Annotated in this window: 14 protein-coding genes; 8 read left to right on the top strand and 6 right to left on the bottom strand. The window is 72.2% G+C overall.

Features of this window, described 5'->3' with window-relative positions:
• The first annotated feature begins 17 nt into the window (after positions 1-17).
• The 4 genes from B072_RS43360 to B072_RS0117300 all read left to right on the top strand — a co-directional run bounded on the left by B072_RS43360 (position 18) and on the right by B072_RS0117300 (position 5,109).
• On the top strand, positions 18-509 hold the full coding sequence (locus tag B072_RS43360; protein ID WP_018531218.1) for an NlpC/P60 family protein: 492 nt from the start codon (positions 18-20) through the stop codon (positions 507-509).
• Positions 510-572: 63 nt separating this feature from the next.
• Complete coding sequence (locus B072_RS0117310) at positions 573-2,411, top strand: ABC transporter ATP-binding protein (protein ID WP_043244155.1); 1,839 nt, start codon at positions 573-575, stop codon at positions 2,409-2,411.
• Positions 2,408-4,318, top strand: coding sequence for an ABC transporter ATP-binding protein (locus B072_RS0117305; protein ID WP_018531216.1), 1,911 nt, complete (start codon positions 2,408-2,410; stop codon positions 4,316-4,318). The genes B072_RS0117310 and B072_RS0117305 overlap by 4 nt, the downstream gene beginning before the upstream one ends.
• 47 nt (positions 4,319-4,365) lie before the next feature.
• A complete protein-coding gene (locus B072_RS0117300) occupies positions 4,366-5,109 on the top strand; it encodes a hotdog fold domain-containing protein (protein WP_018531215.1) in 744 nt (247 codons plus the stop codon).
• Positions 5,110-5,128: 19 nt separating this feature from the next.
• Here B072_RS0117300 and B072_RS0117295 read toward each other — a convergent pair whose 3' ends face one another.
• Genes B072_RS0117295 through B072_RS0117285 form a run of 3 tightly spaced genes read right to left on the bottom strand, consistent with a single transcriptional unit; the run spans position 5,129 to position 8,022 of the window.
• Positions 5,129-5,560 carry a GlcG/HbpS family heme-binding protein gene (locus B072_RS0117295; protein ID WP_018531214.1) on the bottom strand — a complete coding sequence of 144 codons (432 nt, stop codon included), beginning with the start codon at positions 5,558-5,560 and terminating at the stop codon, positions 5,129-5,131.
• Entirely contained in the window at positions 5,499-6,491 is a 993-nt protein-coding gene (locus B072_RS0117290) for a DMT family transporter (protein ID WP_158689199.1), read from the bottom strand. Before B072_RS0117290 ends, B072_RS0117295 begins: the two co-directional genes overlap by 62 nt.
• Before the next feature lie 25 nt (positions 6,492-6,516).
• Positions 6,517-8,022: a flavin monoamine oxidase family protein gene (locus B072_RS0117285; RefSeq protein ID WP_018531212.1), complete on the bottom strand. Its 1,506-nt coding sequence runs from the start codon at positions 8,020-8,022 to the stop codon at positions 6,517-6,519.
• A gap of 548 nt (positions 8,023-8,570) precedes the next feature.
• On the opposite strand from B072_RS0117285, the gene B072_RS0117280 reads away from it, so the two are divergent.
• Entirely contained in the window at positions 8,571-10,646 is a 2,076-nt protein-coding gene (locus B072_RS0117280) for a M4 family metallopeptidase (RefSeq protein ID WP_018531211.1), read from the top strand.
• A 242-nt stretch (positions 10,647-10,888) separates the two neighbouring features.
• On the top strand, positions 10,889-12,454 hold the full coding sequence (locus tag B072_RS0117275; RefSeq protein ID WP_018531210.1) for a M4 family metallopeptidase: 1,566 nt from the start codon (positions 10,889-10,891) through the stop codon (positions 12,452-12,454).
• A 68-nt stretch (positions 12,455-12,522) separates the two neighbouring features.
• Here B072_RS0117275 and glgP read toward each other — a convergent pair whose 3' ends face one another.
• The 3 genes from glgP to B072_RS0117260 all read right to left on the bottom strand — a co-directional run bounded on the left by glgP (position 12,523) and on the right by B072_RS0117260 (position 16,662).
• On the bottom strand, positions 12,523-15,144 hold the full coding sequence (gene glgP / locus B072_RS0117270) for an alpha-glucan family phosphorylase (RefSeq protein WP_018531209.1): 2,622 nt from the start codon (positions 15,142-15,144) through the stop codon (positions 12,523-12,525).
• A gap of 220 nt (positions 15,145-15,364) precedes the next feature.
• On the bottom strand, positions 15,365-15,937 hold the full coding sequence (locus B072_RS0117265; RefSeq protein WP_018531208.1) for a hypothetical protein: 573 nt from the start codon (positions 15,935-15,937) through the stop codon (positions 15,365-15,367).
• Between the two features lie 167 nt (positions 15,938-16,104).
• Positions 16,105-16,662 (bottom strand): maltokinase N-terminal cap-like domain-containing protein, encoded by a 558-nt coding sequence (locus B072_RS0117260; RefSeq protein ID WP_026245947.1) that lies wholly within the window; start codon positions 16,660-16,662, stop codon positions 16,105-16,107.
• Between the two features lie 64 nt (positions 16,663-16,726).
• Between B072_RS0117260 and B072_RS0117255 the strand changes: the two genes are divergently transcribed.
• Together B072_RS0117255 and B072_RS0117250 are read left to right on the top strand one after the other, a co-directional pair.
• A complete protein-coding gene (locus tag B072_RS0117255) occupies positions 16,727-18,160 on the top strand; it encodes a sensor histidine kinase (protein ID WP_051127214.1) in 1,434 nt (477 codons plus the stop codon).
• A gap of 149 nt (positions 18,161-18,309) precedes the next feature.
• Positions 18,310-19,536, top strand: a complete 1,227-nt coding sequence (locus B072_RS0117250) for a S8 family peptidase (protein WP_043244153.1) — start codon at positions 18,310-18,312, stop codon at positions 19,534-19,536.
• Positions 19,537-19,586: the final 50 nt, after the last annotated feature.

The raw sequence follows: 19,586 nt of genomic DNA, 5'->3' as shown, positions 1-19,586 counted from the left end.
TACGGCATACAGCGGCTGTGCAGGATTTTCCGGGTCTCGCGGTCGGGTGGACGTTCCCCGACGGCACGTACACGGGCCCGTCCAGCAAGCAGACCGGCAACGTCGACTGCTCCGGTTACGTGCGGATGGTGTACGGCCATCACCTGGGCGTGCCGATGGCCGCGGGCGCGGACGCCTCCGGCACCCGGCTCCCCCGCAAGTCGAGGGACATGGCCGAACACGCGCCGGGCGTCCATGTCGACCGCACCGACGGCACCGCCCCACCGGCCGCGGCGCTGTTGCAACCGGGCGACCTGGTGCTGTTCAACGCCGACTCCGGCGACGACACCGTCTCGGCCACGGTCGACCACGTCGGCATCCACCTCGGCGTGGACGCGGCGGGGGCGCGGCGCTTCCTGTCCAGCCGTAAGACGGGTGACGGTCCCACCATGGCGGATCTGGGCGGCGCCTCGCTGTTGGACGGCACCGGCGTCTACGCACGGAGCCTGCACACCGTGCACCGCCTGTGACCGTCGCGATCGAGGCCGAAACCCGGTGTGCGATGTCAGTGGCAAACCGTAGTCTCACCACTGATGACGACTACAGATGCACCGACCACGGATCCTGACCGGAGCGGCGGACCACCTCAATCAGCGGCGCCCGTACGGCAGTCGGCCGTCCGGACCCTGGCACGGCTGTGGCCGTACGTACGGCCCGTGCGGGCCCGCTGGGCGGGTGCCGCCGCGGTCGCGGTGATCGCGTCGTGCCTCGCGCTGGTGTTCCCGCTCGTGCTGAAGTGGATCGTCGACGGTCCGGTGACCGACCAGGACCCGGGCGGTGTGTGGCTCGGGGCCGGGGTGCTGCTCGCGCTCGGCGTCGCGGAGGCGCTGCTGTTCGGGCTGCGGCGATGGCTGGTGGCGCGACCGCTCGCCGGGGTCGAGGCGGCGATGCGGGCCGATCTGTACGGGCAGTTGCAGCGGATGCCGGTCGCGTTCCACGACAAGTGGGCTTCGGGCCAGCTGTTGTCACGTGCCACGACCGATCTCATGGTCGTGCGGATGTTCCTCGCGTTCCCGCTGACGTTCCTCATCGTCAACAGCGTCACGATCGTGGCGGGGCTCGCGGTGCTCGTCGTGCAGGACTGGGGCCTCGGGCTCGTGCTGCTCGCGCCCGCCGTGCCGCTGATGGCGGTCTGCTACCGCTTCGAGCACGGGTACGCGGAGGCGTCGCGGCGAGCACAGGACCAGGTCGGTGACCTGACCACCGTCGTCGAGGAGTCCGTGCTCGGCATCCGGATCATCAAGGGGTTCGGGCGGCACCGCAGTCAGGCCCGCGCGTTCCGTGAGCTGTCGCGGACCGTGCGCGGCACCGAGCTGACCAAGGCGCGGCTGCTCGCCGGGATCCTCGGCGTGATCACGCTGCTTCCGGAGCTGGCGCTCGGCACGGCGCTCGTGCTCGGCACCGTGGAGGTCGCGGACGGCGATCTGTCGGCGGGGACGCTGGTCGCGTTCCTGTCGACGGCGCTGGCGCTGCGCTGGCCCATCGAGTCCATCGGGTTCCTGCTCGCGATGAGCCAGGAGGCGGCCACGGCCACCCGCAGGTACTTCGAGGTGATGGACGAGGCCCAGGAGGATCCGCGGGTCCGGCCGACGGCGGGCGAACACGGCGGGAGCGGGCTGCGGTTCGAGGGCGTCGTGTTCCGCTACCCGGACGCCGCCCCCGACTCCGTGCCGACCCTGAGCCGCATAGACCTGCACATACGGTCCGGCGAGACGATGGCGCTGGTCGGCGCGACCGGCTGCGGCAAGACGACGCTGACCGCGCTCGTGCCGCGCCTGTACGACGTGACGGCCGGGCGCATCACGCTCGACGGGCGGGACATCACCGCGATGCCGCGCGAGGAACTGCGCACGCTGGTGTCGATGGCGTTCGAGGAGCCGACCCTGTTCTCCGCGTCCGTCGCGGAGAACGTGCGGATGGGCGCCCCCGAGGCCGGGGACGACGCGGTGCAGCGGGCGCTCGGGGTCGCGCAGGCCGACTTCGTGGAGCGGCTGCCGGACGGCGCCGACACGGAGGTCGGCGAGCAGGGGCTGAGCCTGTCGGGCGGACAGCGACAACGGCTCGCGCTGGCCCGTACCGTCGTGGGTGAGCCCCGGTTCCTCGTGCTGGACGACCCGTTGTCCGCGCTCGACGTGCACACGGAGGCCGCGGTGGAGGCGGCGCTGCGGCGCGTCCTCGCGGACAGTACGGCCCTGGTGGTCGCGCACCGGCCGTCCACGGTGCTGCTCGCGGACCGGGTGGCGCTGCTCTCGGAAGGGCGGATCACGGCGGTCGGCACGCATCAGGAGCTGCTGCGGACCAGCGCCGAGTACCGGTATCTGATGTCGGGGGACGACGAGGCCGCCGAGGCGGAGGAGGCTGCGCACGCATGACGACGACGGCGAACACTCCGAAGGCACGGGCCGGCGAGGAACCCGAAGCGGGTGAGGAGCCGCGACTCCCCTCCCCCGGCGCCCCCGGCGACCCGTTCGACCAGGACGACCTGCCGACGCCGCAGGGCGCGACGGGCTCCCTGCTGCGCTCGCTCCTCGCGCCCCATCGGCGTACGGCACTGCTGACGGTGCTCGCCCTGCTGCTCCAGCAGGGCGCCGTGCAGTCCGGCCCGCTGATCGTCGCGTACGCGATCGACAGCGCGGTGCCGGCGTTCCGCGACCACTCCTACGGGCCACTGGTCGCGGTCGGTGTCGGCTTCCTGCTGACCGCCGTCGCGTCGGCCCTCTTCCAGTACCTGTACGTGCGGTTGTCGGCCCGTGTCAGTCAGAACGTGCTGCTCGATCTGCGCGGCCGCATCTTCCGGCACGCGCAGGCGCTCAGCGTCGACTTCCACGACCGGTACACGTCGGGGCGGGTCATCTCGCGGGCGACGACGGACGTGGAGTCGCTGCGCGAGCTGCTGAGCGAAGGCCTGCAGGAGCTCGTCAACGTCATCCTCGCCTCCCTCTACATCACCGCGATGCTGCTCTGGCTCGACCTCGGGATCGGGGCGGTGGCCGCGGCGTCGTTCGTGCCGCTGTACGTGCTGATCCGCACCTACCGGCGGCGGGCCGCGCGGGCGTACGGGGAACGCTCGTCGGCGATCGCCGCGGTCATCGTCAAGTTCGTGGAGACGATGAACGGGATCCGGCCGGTGCGGGCGTTCCGCCGCGAAGCCGCCAACGACACGCACTTCGCCCGGCTCAACCGGCGGCACGAGCGGTCCAACGGCACCGCGATGCTGGAGATGGCCCGCTACGTCGTCGGATCGCGGCTCATCGCCAACGTGGCGGTGGCGGGAATGGTGCTGTGGGGCGCGTACCGGGTGGCCGGCGGCACGCTCGAACTCGGTGTCCTGGCCGCGGCGGTGCTGTTCATCCGCCGTCTGTACGACCCCATCGACCGGCTCGCGATGTTCCTCAACTCGTACGAGAGTGCCGCCGCGTCCCTGAAGAAGATCGCGGGGCTGCTCGCGCAGACGCCGTCCGTGCCGGAGCCGGTCGCGCCGCGCGAGCTGCCCGCGGCGGCGGACGGGCAGCCGGGCCGCGAGGTCGTCTTCGACGACGTGTCGTTCGGCTACCGGACCGGCGGCGAGGTGCTGCCGCGCTTCGACCTGACGCTGCCCGCCGGGCAGACGGTGGCGGTCGTCGGGTCGACGGGCGCGGGCAAGTCGACGCTGGCGAAGCTCCTTTCGCGCTTCTACGACCCGTCGCACGGGCGGGTGCTGCTCGACGGCGTCGACGTGCGGGAGCTGTCCAACGCCGAGCTGCGGCGCGGGGTGGTCATGGTGACGCAGGAGGCGTTCCTGTTCTCCGGGACCGTCGCCGAGAACATCGCGATCGGGCGGCCGGAGGCGAGCCGGGAGGAGATCGAGCGGGCCGCGAAGGCGATCGGGGCGCACGACTTCATCTCCGCGCTGCCCGACGGGTACGACACCGATGTGCGCAAGCGGGGCGGGCGGATCTCGGCGGGGCAGCGGCAGTTGGTCGCGTTCGCGCGGGCGCTGCTCGCCGACCCGGCGGTGCTGATCCTCGACGAGGCGACGAGTTCGCTGGACATTCCCGGGGAGCGGGCGGTGCAGCGGGCGATGCGGACGGTGCTGCGCGGGCGGACCGCCGTGGTGATCGCGCACCGGCTCTCCACGGTGGAGATCGCGGACCGGGTCCTGGTGATGGAGTACGGGCGCGTCGTGGAGGACGGGACGCCGGGTGAACTCATCGGGGGCAGCGGGGTGTTCGCGGGGTTGCACCGGGCCTGGCGGGAGAGTCTGGTGGCTTCGGCGTCGAGTCCGTCTCCGCGTTCGTGAAGCCCAGCTCGCCACCTCCCGGGGCGCTCATGTGATCCCATGACGGGATGGAGCAGATGATCGTCCCCGCCCTGTACCAGGGCTATGAGGGCATCGCCTTCGGTGGATACGTCGCCGGGCGGCTCGCCGAGGCGTTGGACGCCAAGACCGTACGCGTCGACTTCCGCGGGCCCGTGCCCGTGGAGACGGAGCTGGTCCGGGCCGGACTGCCGGACGGCGGCGTCGAGTTGCGGGGCGGCGACGGGCGCGTCCTCGCCGTGGCGGCACCGGCGCCCGGTCTCGACGACGCCGCGCCGCCCGCGCCGCCCGCGCCGCCCGCGCCGCCCACGCTCGCGGAGGCGGCCCGCGCCGCCGAGGAGCTCCGGGGCGTGTGGCGGCACGACGAGGGGCACGACTGTTTCGGGTGCGGGATGGGCCGGACCTCGCGCACGGGGCTGCGGACGCACTGCGGGCGGGTCCCCGGCCGGGCGGACGTCGTGGCCTGCGACTGGACGCCCGACCCGGTGCACGCGGACCCGGACGGGACCCTGCCGCCGCACATCGTGTGGGGCGCCCTGGACTGCCCGGGGAACTGGGCGGGCCGGTTGCTCGGTTCGCAGCGGGCCGGTGCCATGACCGCTTCGCTCACGGCGTCGTCGCCGCGCCCCGTGCGGGCCGGGGCACCCCACATCACGTACGCGTGGGTGCGCGAGGAGTCCGGGCGCAAGCACCGTTACGGGATGGCCGTCGCCGACGCGCACGGTGAACTGTGCGCCGTGGGCGAGGCGTTGTGGGTGGATCCCCGGGACTGACCGGACGGCGCGACCGCGCTCACTCGCCCGTCACCGGGATCAGTCCCGCCGCCTCGATCCCGGCGACCGCGGCCCGTTCGTCGTTGAGCGACGTGTCGCCCGTGGCGCCGACCGCGCCGAGCAGCCGCCCCTCCGCGTCCCGGACGAACACGCCGCCGGGCACGTCCAGGATCCGGCCCCCGGCGAGCGCGGTCACGGAGGCGAAGAACGCCGGGGCGGCCGTGGCCCGTCGGGCGATCTCCCGGTTGTCGATGCCGAGCCCGAGCACGCCCCAGGCCTTGGCGACCGCGACGTCGGGGCGCAGCAGGCCCGAGCCGTCCTGCCGGGCGAGCGCGACGAGGGTGCCGCCCGGGTCGAGGACGGCGAGGGTCAGCGGCGCGAACTTCTCGTCACGGGCGAAGGCGAGCCCGGCCCGCACGATCGTGTCCGCCTGGTCGAGGGTGATGGTCATGGAGTGCCCTTTCGTGCGTACGGGTTGATGGGCGAGCGGGGGCGTGTACGTAGCCCAGGGCGGCCAGGATCACGGCCGTCCCGGCGGCTTGCGGCCAGGTGAGGGAGTCGGCGCCGACCGCGGCGGCGAAGAGCGCGGCGGCCGGCGGCACGGCGAACATCCAGAGCATCACCGCGGCCGAGCCCGCCCGCCGCACGGCCCGGTACCAGAGGACGAGTCCGGCCACGGTGACGAGCAGCACCGAGTAGGCGAGCGAGAACCACGAGAGGGCGTCCGGGGCCGTGCCGCGCACGGTGAAGGACGTGAGCGCGGCGAGCGGCAGCAGGACGGCCGCGCCCACCGTGGACGTCCAGGCCGTGATCCGCAGTGCGGAGTGCCCGGTGAGCAACGGCCGGGTGACCACCGGATACCAGCCCCACAGCGCCGCCGCCGTCACCGCGAGGGCGTCGCCCTGCCAGGACGCGGCGCCGCCCCCGCCCCGGCCGAGGACCACGAGGGTCACCCCGGCGAACGCGAGCAGTCCGCCGCGCAGGAAGCGTCCCGCGGGCACGGTCGACCGCTCCCCCGCCCACCGTCCGAACACCGCGGCGAAGAAGGGTGAGAGGGCGACGAGGATCGCGGCGGTGGCCGGGGCGGTGAGCCGGACCGCCGCCGAGAACGCCAGCTGGTAGCCGACGATGCCGACCGCGGACGACAGGAGCAGCCGCGGCCACCGTTCCCGGGGCACCCGCAGCCCGCCCTCCGCGATCCGCGCCACCGCGAGCAGCAGCGGCGCGGCGAGCAGGAAGCGGGCCGCGTTGAACCCGACGACCGTGAACTCCCTCAATCCCCAGGCGTTCACCGTGTAGTTGGCGCCCCAGACGAGCGCCACGACGGGCGGCGCCCACCGGGCCACGCCGGCCGCTGCGGCCGCTCCCCTCGCACCGGCCACGCCCGCTCCCGCTCCCGCTCCCGCCTCAGCCGACCCGCGCACCGGCCCGCTCGAGAACGGCCCGCACCGCGTGCAGCGCCGACTCCAGCGCGCCCTGGATCCAGGCGTGCGCCACCGACAGCTGCTCGCCCGCGAAGAAGACGCGGGGCGCGGGCGCCGGGTGCGCGGCGCCGAGGGCTCCCAGGTAGCGGCCGTGCTGGCCCGGCGCGAGATAGGCGAACGCGCCGCCGCCGAGCTGGGCGTCCCAGCTCCAGTGGACGACGTCGTCGACGGTGTCGCTGATCCCGGGGTGCAGTTCCTCCAGGGACTGCAGGACCCGGGCGGTGCGTTCGGCCTCCGGCAGCAGGGCGAACCGGCGGGCGCTGGACTCCCACTGGTAGGCGCCGGTGAGCACGGCGGGCGCGGCCGAGCGGTCCGGATCGCGGGCGTCGGCGTTGTCGGACGGGTACCAGACCTGCTGCACCGGAAGGTCGGTGAAGCTGCCGCCGCCGAAGACGCCGTCGCGCTGCTCCCACAGCCGCCGCTCCACGTGGACGAGGGTCTTGCTGCTGGAGGCGTAGTGGATGCCGCGGATGGCGGCCTGCTGGGCGGCGGGCAGCGCGGGCTCGAAGCGGACCCGGTCCAGGGCGGGCGCGGGCAGTGCGCACACCACCCAGTCGTACGGCTTCTCGAACCGTTCGCCGAACCGCTGTCCCAGGATCCGTACGCCGTCCCGCTCGGTGCGGACCCGGTCCACGGTGGTGCCGAGCCGCAGTGTGCCCGGCGGCAGCCGCCGCACGAACGCGGACACCAACTGGTCCGTGCCGCCGACGAGTTCGAGCTGTGCGACGTGGAACAGGCCGAAGTAGTCGACCAGGACCTCCAGCAGGCAGGCGTGCTCGTACTGGGCGAGTCCGCTGGCCTGGCCGACGAGTTCCCAGGCCGCCGGGGTGAGCCGCTGCCGCGCGTGCTGCCACAGCGAGCGCGCCATCAGCTCCTCCAGGACGGGGTCGCCGTCCACGTCCCCGCGGAGCACGGCCCGGTGCTGCTCGGGCGTGAGGGTGTCCCAGATGTCGTGCAGAAGGGAGTCGAGCAGGACGCGCGGGTCGCGGTCCTCCGCTCCCTGAAGTCCGTAGAGGGCCGGGGCCCGGTCGGCGTCGCTGGCGCGCAGGCGGGTGCCGCGCAGGTGCAGCAGCGTGTCGGGCGAGGCGTTCACGAACGGCCGCGTGGGCAGGGCGAACTCACGTACGTAGTGGAGGGTGGTGTGGTGGTTGGCGGGCAGCCGCATCGCGCCGAGTTCGCCGTGGGTGCCGTCCCAGAAGCGGTGGGTGCGGACCCGGCCGCCGGGCCGGTCGGCACGCTCGTACACGGTCACGTCCAGGCCGCGCCGCGTCAGTTCGTAGGCACACGCGAGGCCGCTGACGCCGCCGCCGATCACGGCGACCGTGCCGCGCGCACCGAGGTGGGCGCGGTCCAGGTCGGCGGGGAAGCGGTAGTGCGTGTCGAAGGGTGTGTCGCGTTCCTGAGTGGGGGCGTCCGGCGTGACCGTCATGGAAGAGACGGTAGGAGTACGTCAACTGCCGTAGGTGGAGGGCGTGTTGCAACCTCATGAAGCCACTCACGCGGTCGAATCCGGCCATGCCCGAGGACAGCGCCTGCGATGCCCCACGCACCGAAGTCCGCCGCGATCGCGAAGGGCCCGAGCCCCGACAGGGGCGCGGGGAACTGCGCGACCAGCCACACCCGACCCGCAGCCGCACGCGCCGGAGCGGCAGGCAGACGTGTCCGCGCAGCTGAAAAGGCCCGCGCCCGAGAGCATCCGGATCGCAAATCACCGCCCCCCACCGCCTCCGCATAACGAACGCGCCCACCCGCACAGCGAACCATTTCCGGCCAACCTCCTGACGCGCTCCTGACAGGCAACGCTTCCTGCTGCCACTCTTCCCCTCGACCGCCGCACAACTGCCCCACAGCAACGGGGCACCCGGCCGTGTCACGCACTCCACCCGCACCGCTCGCACTGCGTTCTGCCCGGACGGCCACCCGCCGCCCGTACCCCACTGGCCGCGCAACCCGCGGCCATGCAGAAGGAGTTCAGCGTTGAGATCGACTCCCACCTCCCACAGACGCCGCGCCACGGCAGCAGCCGCCGTCGGAGCCGTCACCGCTCTCCTGGCCGTCGCCTTCCAGTCGGCCCCCGCGTCCGCCGACCGAGGCGGTGACCTGAGCGCGGCCGCGTCCCAGGTCACCGCGAACGCGGCGCGCGGCGCCGACCCCGGCGCCCTGCCCGTGAAACTCTCCCCCGCCAAGCGCGCCGAGCTGCTGCGCGAGGCGAACGCGGGCAAGGCCGGCACCGCCAAGGACCTGGGCCTCGGCAGCAAGGAGAAGCTCGTCGTCCGTGACGTGCTTCAGGACAAGGACGGGACGACCCACACCCGGTACGAGCGGACGTACGACGGGCTCCCGGTCCTCGGCGGCGACCTGATCGTCGACACCGCGAAGTCCGGTGCCGAGCAAGGCGTCACGAAGGCGTCGAAGGCGCAGCTCAAGAGCGTGGAGACGACGGCGGGCGTGAAGGCGGCCACCGCCGAGACACAGGCGCTGAAGCTCGCGAAGGCCGACGGTTCGAAGAAGACCGAGGCCGACCGGGCGCCGCGCAAGGTGGTCTGGCTGGGCCAGGGCGCGACGAAGGGGCAGCCGACCCTCGCGTACGAGACGGTGGTCGGCGGACTCCAGCACGACGGCACCCCGAACGAGCTGCACGTCATCACCGACGCGGCCACCGGCAAGAAGCTGCACGAGTGGCAGGCGATCGAGACCGGTACGGGCAACACCCAGTACAGCGGCACGGTCACCCTCGGCACGTCCCAGTCCGGGTCGACGTACACCCTCAACGACACGACCCGCGGCGGCCACAAGACGTACAACCTCAACCGCGGCACGTCCGGCACCGGCACCCTGTACTCCGGGACCGACGACGTGTGGGGCAACGGCGCCGCCTCCAACACCGAGACGGCCGCCGCCGACGCGCACTACGGCGCGGCGCTGACCTGGGACTACTACAAGAACGTCCAGGGCCGCACGGGTATCCGCGGCGACGGCGTCGGCGCGTACAGCCGGGTCCACTACGGCAACGCGTACGTCAACGCGTTCTGGGACGACAGTTGCTTCTGCATGACGTACGGCGACGGCAGCGGCAACACCAAGCCGCTCACGTCCATCGACGTGGCCGCGCACGAGATGACGCACGGCGTCACCTCCAACACCGCGGGCCTGAACTACTCCGGCGAGTCGGGCGGCCTGAACGAGGCGACCTCCGACATCTTCGCGGCGGCCGTCGAGTTCTACGCGGGCAACGCCAACGACGTGGGCGACTACCTCGTCGGCGAGAAGATCAACATCAACGGCAACGGCACCCCGCTGCGCTACATGGACAAGCCGAGCCAGGACGGCGCGTCCAAGGACGCGTGGTACTCCGGCATCGGCTCGGTCGACGTGCACTACTCGTCGGGCCCGGCGAACCACTTCTTCTACCTGCTCAGCGAGGGCAGCGGCACCAAGACCATCAACGGTGTCACCTACAACTCGCCGACCTCCGACGGCCTTCCGGTCACCGGCATCGGCCGCGACAAGGCCGCGCTGATCTGGTTCAAGGCGCTGACCACGAAGTTCACGTCGACGACCAACTACGCGGGTGCCCGCACCGGCGCGCTGGCGGCGGCCGGTGAGCTGTACGGGACGACGTCCACCGAGTACAAGGCGGTGCAGGACGCGTTCGCCGCGATCAACGTGGGCGCCCGCTCCGGCGGCACCGACCCGGGCACCGGCAAGACGTTCACGAACGACGCCAACGTGAACATCCCCGACTCCCCCGGCGCGGCCGTGACCTCGTCGCTGGCCGTCACCGGCATCAGCGGAAACGCGCCGTCGACGCTGAAGGTCGGCGTCGACATCGTGCACACCTGGAGCGGTGACCTCCAGGTCGACCTGGTCGGCCCGAGCGGGAAGACGTACCGGCTGCACTCGTCGGTCTACGACCCGACCCCGAACATCCAGACCACGTACACGGTCAACGCCTCCACCGAGACCGCCAACGGCACCTGGAAGCTCAAGGTCCAGGACCTCGGCGCGCAGGACACGGGCTACATCAACAGCTTCAAGCTGACGTTCCCGTAGGCCCCACCGCTCCCGACTGGGCGCGCCGCACCGGTGGTTCAACTCCCCGGTGCGGCGCGCCTGTTCACGTTCCCGCAATGACGCAACCCGTTCGCAATACGTGCGTCAGTCATCGCTCAACGGACGAATTCCGGCCAACCTGCAATCGCGTACATGACAGGTCCGTGGTTCAACTGCCACAGTTTTCCCGCACGACCCGCACGGCAAAGCTCGCCCCCCACATCACTCAAGGAGCTTTCTTCGTGACTCCCCACATATCCCGTCGCACCACCCTGTCCATCGCCACCGCCGTCGCCGCCGGCGCCCTGCTGACCGGCGCCCTGACCACGACGGGCGCCGCCGCCCAGCCGTCCGCCCCCGGAGCCACCCCACTGGCTCTGAGCGCCTCGGCCCGCGCCGGTCTCATCAAGGACGCGAGCGCCGAAACGGCGGACACGGCACGCGAGTTGAAGCTGGACGCCAAGGAGAAGCTGATCGTCCGTGACGTCGTGAAGGACCGCGACGGCACCACGCACACCCGCTACGAGCGCACCTACGACGGCCTGCCCGTCCTCGGCGGCGACCTGGTCGTCCACGAGTCGAAGTCCGGCAAGCGCGAGGGCGTGACCAAGGCGACGTCGAAGTCGATCGACGTCGCGACCACCGGCGCCTCGCTCACGGCGGCCCCGTCCGGCGCCCTCAAGATCGTCTGGGCGGCCACCGGCACGCCGAGACTCGCGTACGAGAAGGTCGTGAAGTCCACCAAGAAGGACGGCACGCCGAGCCGGCTGCACGTCGTCACGGACGCCGCGACCGGCAAGAAGATCACCCAGTTCGACGAGATCAAGACCGGCACCGGCGAGTCCGAGTACAGCGGCAGCGTCGAGATCGGCACGACCCAGTCGGGCTCGTCGTACTCGCTGACCGACGGCACCCGCGGCGGCCACTCCACGTACGACCTGAAGAACGGCTCGTCCGGCAAGGGCACGCTGTTCACCGACGCCGACGACAAGTGGGGCGACGGCACGGTCAACGACCCCGCGACCGCCGGTGTCGACGCCGCCTACGGCGCCCAGGAGACCTGGGACTTCTACAAGGAGGTCTTCGGCCGCAGCGGCATCAACGGCGACGGCAAGGGCGCCTACTCCCGCGTCCACTACGGCAACGCGTACGTCAACGCGTTCTGGGACGACAGCTGCTTCTGCATGACGTACGGCGACGGCGAGGGCAACAAGAACCCGCTCACCGCCCTCGACGTGGCCGCCCACGAGATGAGCCACGGCGTCACGGCGGCGACCGCGGGCCTGATCTACAGCGGCGAGTCCGGCGGCCTGAACGAGGCCACGTCCGACATCTTCGGCACCTCGGTCGAGTTCTACGCGAACAACAGCGAGGACGCCGGTGACTACCTCATCGGCGAGAAGATCGACATCAACGGCGACGGCTCCCCGCTGCGCTACATGGACAAGCCGAGCAAGGACGGCGCCTCGCTCGACGCCTGGAAGACCGGCGCGGGCAACGTCGACGTGCACTACTCGTCCGGCATCGCGAACCACTTCTTCTACCTGCTCAGCGAGGGCAGCGGCAAGAAGACGATCAACGGCGTCGACTACGACTCCCCGACCTCCGACGGCTCGACGGTCACCGGTATCGGCCGCGACAAGGCGGAGCAGATCTGGTTCAAGGCCCTGACGACGTACTTCACGTCGAGCACCAACTACGCGGCGGCGCGCACCGGCACGCTGAGCGCGGCGAAGGACCTGTACGGAGCCGACTCGGCGGAGTACAAGGCGGTCGACGCCGCCTGGGCGGGCGTGAACGTCAAGTAAGCGGTACGAGGACGTAGTTCTCGCAGTCGAGGGGCGGCGCCGACCGGTGCCGCCCCTCACTCATGGCGTCAGCGCATCAGCACCCCCGCGCCCTCGCCGACGGCCTCCGACGGCACGGTCACCAGGCCCGTCTCGGCCGGGGACGCGAGGAGGCGGTGCGTGGGCAGGATGCGGACCGTGTAGCCGTACGGGCCCGTGCGGTCGAGGGGGAGCGGGCCCTCGTAGGACCAGCGGCCCTCCTCGTCGGGGCCCGAGACCGGTTTCAGCGGGACCGTCGTCGCCTCGGCGATGCTGTCCTCGGCGTCGACGCGGCCCGCGACCGCCTGCACCTCGACGTCCTCGGGTCCCAACTCGCCTAGGGCGACGCGGACATGGAGGGCGAGGGTGGCGCCCAGTTCGGCCGCCGCCGTGGAGGCCTCCACGTGGTCGACGGCGACCCGCGGCCAGGCGGCGCGGACCCGGGACTTCCAGCCGGCCAGCTCCCTCGCCGCGTCCGGGGTGAGGGAACGGTCGGCGTGGGCGGCGGGCGTGTACAGCTTCTCCACGTACTCGCGGACCATGCGGCCCGCCAGGACCTTGGGGCCGAGGTGGGTCAGGGTCTGGCGGACCATCTCGATCCAGCGGTCGGGCAGTCCTTCGGGGCCGCGCTCGTAGAAGCGCGGCGCCACGCGGTTCTCCAGGAGTTCGTAGAGCGCGGCCGCCTCCAGGTCGTCGCGGCGGTCCTCGTCGGTGGCCGTGCCGTCGGCGGTGGGGATCGCCCAGCCGAAGTCCGGCTCGAACCACTCGTCCCACCAGCCGTCCAGGACCGAGAGGTTGAGGCAGCCGTTGAGCGCCGCCTTCATGCCGGACGTGCCGCAGGCCTCCAGGGGCCGCAGCGGATTGTTGAGCCAGATGTCGCAGCCGGGGTAGAGCTTCTGCGCCATCGCCATGCCGTAGTCGGGCAGGAAGACGATGCGGTGGCGCACGCGCGGGTCGTCGGTGAAGCGGACCAGTTCCTGGACGAGGCGTTTGCCGCCGTCGTCGGCCGGGTGCGCCTTGCCCGCGACGACGATCTGGACCGGGCGTTCCTCGTCGAGGAGCAGCCGCATCAGACGGTCGGGGTCGCGCAGCATGAGGGTGAGGCGCTTGTAGGACGGGACGCGGCGCGCGAAGCCGATGGTCAGGACGTCCGGGTCCAACACCCCGTCGATCCAGCCCAGTTCGGCGGACCCGGCGCCGCGCTGACGCCAGGACGCGGTGAGCCGCCGGCGCACCTCGTCGACCAGCTGGGCCCGCAGCGACCTGCGCAGTTCCCAGATGTCGCCGTCCGGGATGTCGCCGACGGCGTCCCAGCGGTCCGAGCCGCCGACGGAGAGGGCGTCCTCGGTGCGCCGCTCGCCGATCTGGCGCGCGCCGAGCCGGAAGACCTCGGGGGCGACCCAGGTGGGCGCGTGCACGCCGTTGGTCACCGAGGTGATCGGGACCTCCTCGGGGTCGAACCCCGGCCACAGGCCGGAGAACATCTCGCGGCTGACCGAGCCGTGCAGGGTGGAGACGCCGTTGGCGCGGCCCGCGAGGCGCAGGCCCATGACCGCCATGTTGAAGACGTTCGGGTCGCCGCCCGGGTACGTCTCCATGCCGAGGCCGAGGATGCGCTCCACGTCCACGGCCGGGAGTTCGGCCTGTGCGCCGAAGTGCCGGGCGACGAGTTCGCGGTCGAAGCGGTCGATGCCGGCCGGGACGGGGGTGTGCGTGGTGAAGACGGTGCCGGCCCGCACGGCCTCGGTCGCGGAGTCGAAGTCGATTCCCTGGTCGGCGAGTTCGGCGATGCGCTCGACGCCGAGGAAGCCGGCGTGGCCCTCGTTGGTGTGGAAGACCTCGGGCGGCGCGTGCCCGGTGATCCGGCAGTACGTGCGCACGGCGCGCACCCCGCCGATGCCGAGCAGCATCTCCTGGAGGAGGCGGTGCTCGCTGCCGCCGCCGTAGAGCCGGTCGGTCACCTCGCGTTCGTGGACGTCGTTCTGCTCGACGTCGGAGTCCAGCAGGAGCAGCGGCACGCGGCCGACCTGGGCCCGCCAGATCCGGGCGAGCAGGCTGCGGCCGCCGGGGAGGGCCAGCGATATGTGCGCCGGGGTGCCGTCGGGCTCGCGCAACAGGGTCAGCGGCAGCTCGTTCGGGTCGGTGACCGGGTACGTCTCCTGCTGCCAGCCGTCCCGGGACAGCGACTGCCGGAAGTAGCCGTGCCGGTAGAGCAGCCCGACGCCGACGAGCGGGACGCCGAGGTCGCTGGCGGCCTTGAGGTGGTCACCGGCGAGGATGCCGAGGCCGCCGGAGTACTGCGGCAGGGCGGCGGTGATGCCGAACTCGGGCGAGAAGTAGGCGATGGAGGCGGGAAGCCGGGCCTGGCCCGCGCTCTGGTTCTGGTACCAGCGGTCGTCCTGGAGGTAGCCGCGCAGGTCGTCGGCGACCTCGCTGAGGCGGGCCAGGAAGGCTTCGTCGGCGGCGAGTTCGGCGAGCCGGGAGGGCGGGACGCCGCCGAGCAGGTGCATGGGGTCGCCGTCGGACGCGGCCCAGCGGACCGGGTCGACGAGCGCGAACAGATCGCGGGTTCCGGGATGCCAGGACCAGCGCAGGTTGCGCGCCAACTCGTGCAGGGGCGCCAGGGGTTCGGGCAGTACCGGACGAACGGTGAATCGACGGATGGCCTTCACGTGCTCACCTCGACGCATACGCAGGGGACACAGCGGGCGGCCGGGCCTGCGCACGTCGTCGTGCGGCCCGAAGTCACTGAAGCAAGGTAGTGCGCTGTCATGCTCCGGGCCACGGCGCATGGCAGGGCGCGCGGATCAGGCGCGCCCCGACCACGTGGAAGGCGGCCGAAAACGTTGGTGCGGGAGAGGACTTGAGATACGGCGGGTGCGTCTCACGGCGTCAGGCGACGGCCGCGCCGGTCCCCCGCGCCCCGCCGATGTAGTCGGTGAGTCCCGCGTCGTCGTAGACGGAGAGGTCGACCGCGGCGCCCTCGGGGATGTCGAAGTCCTTGGTCACGTGGTCCATGACGGCGTCGGTGCCGGGCGCCGCGTACGTGCCGAGGTCGTGGGTGGTGCCGCCCGACGTGTACGAGATCCGCACGTAGAAGGTGTCGTCGTCGTTCTTCGTGTCGTAGACCCACAGCTTCTCGTCGTTCGGGTGGAACTCCACCTTCCCGACGAACGAACCGCTCTGGTTCAGCTCCAGCTTGACGGCGTAGCCGCCCGGGTCGTACGCGAAGTACGTGTTGTCGAACGGGTCGGTGAGCGTGCCGCCGCTGCACGGGCAGGTGCCGGTGTCCCGGTAGTACGTGCCGACCGTGGGGTTGGGACTGTAGGCCTGGGCGGGCGCGACGGTGGCGGCCAGCGCGCCGGCCGTGGACAGGAGCGCGGCGGCGGCGATGCCGATCCGCCGTCGCCACCCGGCCGTCGTCCTCGGGCGCCCGTCGACTCCTCGGGTCGTCCTTGCTCGCATCCGTCCAGTCACCCTTGCTTCTCCCCCACTCGGCGTCACAGTCCGTCGACCGACGGTGACCGCCGTCGACGCTGCCACGATGTCAGACCCGGCCGCCCCGGTGAAATCCGACATCCCGCCAAGCTTTCCGGGCCCCTCGCGTCACGCGCCGCCGCGGCACGAGGGAGTCAGTCACCTCGCACGACAGCGAAGACGCCGCGCACCCGGCTCCCGTCGCCCAGGGCCCACTCGGCGGTGACCCCACTGGTGGCGGTGGAGCCCGGCTCCAGTACGCGCACGATCTCGGGCCGCCCCTCGGCGCCCGCCACGGTGGCGTGCACGGTCGGGTCGAGTTCGCCGTCGATGCTCTGCGCGTGCGCGGGCACCTCGCCCTTGAGGAGCGCCGCCAACTCGCCGATGAGCAGCGGGTCCTGTGCGCCGTCGTACACCCATCGCTCGCCGAGGACGCCGTGCACGAGGGTTCCGACGAGCGCGTCGTCGGCGTCCGGCAGCGGGGCGCCGCGGTAGGTCATCGGCACGTGGTACGTCACCGGCTCGGGGCCCGAGGTGTCGGTGGTGGCGAGGAACTCGATGCCGACCTGCCCGGCGGGGTCGTCGAGCCGGAAGCCGCCTGCCTTGGTGAGTTCCGGGGTGCCCGCGCCCTCGTACCAGGACTGCTTCGGCAGCCAGGAGGTGAGGAGTTCGAGCTTGGTGGGCTTCAGAGTGGTGCGGTGAAGGATCGCCATGGCGCCATCCTGCCGCAGCCGCACCGCTCACCTCATTCTCATATTCGGGCCACACACTCTCGGCATGAGTGTCAGGGGGACGCGCCATGGAGTGCGGCGGTTGAGCGGCCGGATGCGGAGCCTGTCGCTGCGGGCCCGGCTCGGGCTCCTCGCGGCGGTCGCGGTCGCCGTCGCCGTGAGCGCCGCGTCGGTGGCGGCGTGGGCGTTCACGGGCCAGCAGCTGGGCCGGCAGCTGGACTCCAACCTGCGGAGCGTGTCGGCCCCTCCGGGGTTCGTGGAGGGGCTGCTCGCCTCCTGCGGCGTCAGCCCCGCGCTGCCCGACGGCCGGGACCAGGCGCCGTCGCCGTACACGATCCAGGTCATCACCGGAGACGGCACGGTCTGCGCGCAGCCGGGCACCACCCCCATCAAGGTCACCGCCGGGGATCTCGCGGTCGCCCGGGGGCTGCGGCCGGGGGCGCTGCACGACGCGGCCGACGAGGACGGCAGGGCCATGCGGGTCGCCACGTCCCCGGCCCGCATGATGCCGCGCGGATACGCCGTCTCCATCGCCCAGCCCCGCGACACCGTCGACGCACCCTTGCGCAACCTCGCGTTCCTGCTGCTCGGCGTCGCCGGGCTCGGTGTCCTGGCCGCCGCCACCGCGGGGTTCGGCATCGCGCGGGCCGGGCTGCGCCCCGTCGAGCGGCTCACGGCGACGGCGGAACACATCGCCCGCACCGAGGACCTCACCGTCCGCATCCCGGCCCACGGGCACGACGAGATCGCCCGCCTGTCCCAGTCGTTCAACGCCATGACGGAGGCCCTGTCCAGCTCGCGCGACCGCCAGCAGCGGCTGATCGCCGACGCCGGGCACGAGCTGCGCACCCCGCTCACCTCGCTACGGACCAACATCGAACTGCTGGCCCGCAGTGAGCGCACCGGCCGCGCCATCCCGGCCGCGGCCAAGAAGGACCTCATCGACTCGGTCACCGCCCAGATCGGGGAACTCGCCGGGCTCATCGGCGACCTTCAGGAACTGTCCCGGCCCGACCGCACCGCGGCCGACGCACCCCTCCAGGTCGTCGCGTTCCACGAGGTGGTGGGCCGCGCCCTGGAACGCGCCCGGCGCCGCGGCACCGGCCTGGACTTCACCACGGAACTCGACGCGTGGTACGTCCTCTCCGACCCCGCCGCACTGGAGCGGGCCGTGCTGAACCTGCTCGACAACGCCGTGAAGTTCTCCCCCGCCGACGGCACGGTCCGGGTCCGTCTCGACTCCGGTGAGCTCACCGTGCGCGACGAGGGCCCCGGCATCCCGGCGGACGAACTCCCGCACGTCTTCGACCGGTTCTGGCGCTCACCCGCGGCCCGCGCGCTGCCGGGCAGCGGTCTCGGCCTCTCCATCGTGGCGCAGACCGTGCAGCGCTCGGGCGGTTCCGTCGCCCTGCGCCCCGCCGACCCGGCCGGGACCGAGGCCGCGCTGCGCCTGCCGGGCGCGGCGGCCCCGCCGCCCTGATCCGGCCGGTTTTCGCCGCAACCCTCACGGCACCTCCACGGGCGATATGGCCGATTCCGCCCCCTCGTACGACCTTGTGGCGCTTCACACCACACGAGAGGCTGCCAACTGGCGTGCTACTGCGCCGAGTTGAGGAGGGGAACTCACTTATGGCAGTGACCGTGCCAGTGACGCGGACGAGGCAGTCCCGGTGGGTCGGTGGACTCACCGTGCTCGCCACGGCCGCAGCGCTTTCGGCCATCACGCTGCCTGCGCAGGCCGCCCCCGCACAGGGGCGGATACTCGGCGCCGGGGAGCCCGGCGCCGTGGCGGGCAGCTACATCGTCACTCTGAAGGGCGGGGAGGGGGGAACCGAGGCCCCGTCCAGGGCGGGCAAGGACCTCGCCGAGAAATACGGGGCGAAAATACGCCACACCTACAGCGAAGCGCTCAACGGGTACGCGGTGAAGGTCGACGAGGCACAGGCCGAGCGGCTCGCGGCCGACCCGGAGGTGTCCTCCGTCGTGCAGGACACCGAGGTCACCTTCGATCACACCCAGAAGAACCCGCCGTCCTGGGGCCTGGACCGCGTCGACCAGAACGGCCTTCCGCTCGACAAGTCCTACACCTGGCCGGAGTCGGCGGGCGCGGGCGTGACCGTGTACGTCATCGACACGGGCATCCGCACCACGCACCAGGACTTCGGCGGGCGGGCCCGTTCCGGCTGGGACTTCGTCGACAACGACGCGGTCGCCCAGGACGGCAACGGTCACGGCACCCACGTGGCCGGAACCGTCGCGGGCGAGCGGTACGGCGTCGCCAAACGTGCGAATGTGGTCGCCGTGCGGGTCCTCGACGACACGGGCTCCGGCACCACGGCCCAGGTCATCGCGGGCATCGACTGGGTGACCAAGCACGCCGCGAAGCCGGCCGTCGCCAACATGAGCCTGGGCGGCTACGCCAATGCCCAACTCGACGCCGCCGTACGCAACTCCATCGCGTCCGGGGTGACGTACACGATCGCGGCGGGCAACGACGGAATGCCCGCCGAGCTGTACTCCCCCGCCCGCGTCAAGCAGGCGATCACGGTCGGCGCGACCGACCAGAAAGACGCACGTGCGAGTTTCTCGAACTGGGGTACCCGACTCGACCTGTTCGCCCCCGGCGTCGGCATCACTTCGGCGTCGTACGCGAGCGACACCGGGAAAGCCACGTTCTCCGGTACGTCCATGGCGTCGCCGCACGCCGCGGGCGCGGCCGCGCTGTATCTCGCCGATCATGCGTGGGCCACGCCCGCGGACGTCGGCAAGGCACTCGCCGACCGGGCCGTGCCGGGGAAGGTGACCGGCGCGGGACTCGGCTCACCGAACAAACTGCTTCAGGTCAACAACCCTTAACCGAAAGGTGAATTCATGGACCGGTCCCGCTGCGCCTGGCGGGACCGGCC

This window comes from Streptomyces sp. HmicA12, from assembly GCF_000373565.1.
In the GTDB taxonomy this organism is placed as follows: Bacteria; Actinomycetota; Actinomycetes; order Streptomycetales; family Streptomycetaceae; genus Streptomyces.
This window is presented reverse-complemented; position numbering and strand designations above follow the sequence as displayed.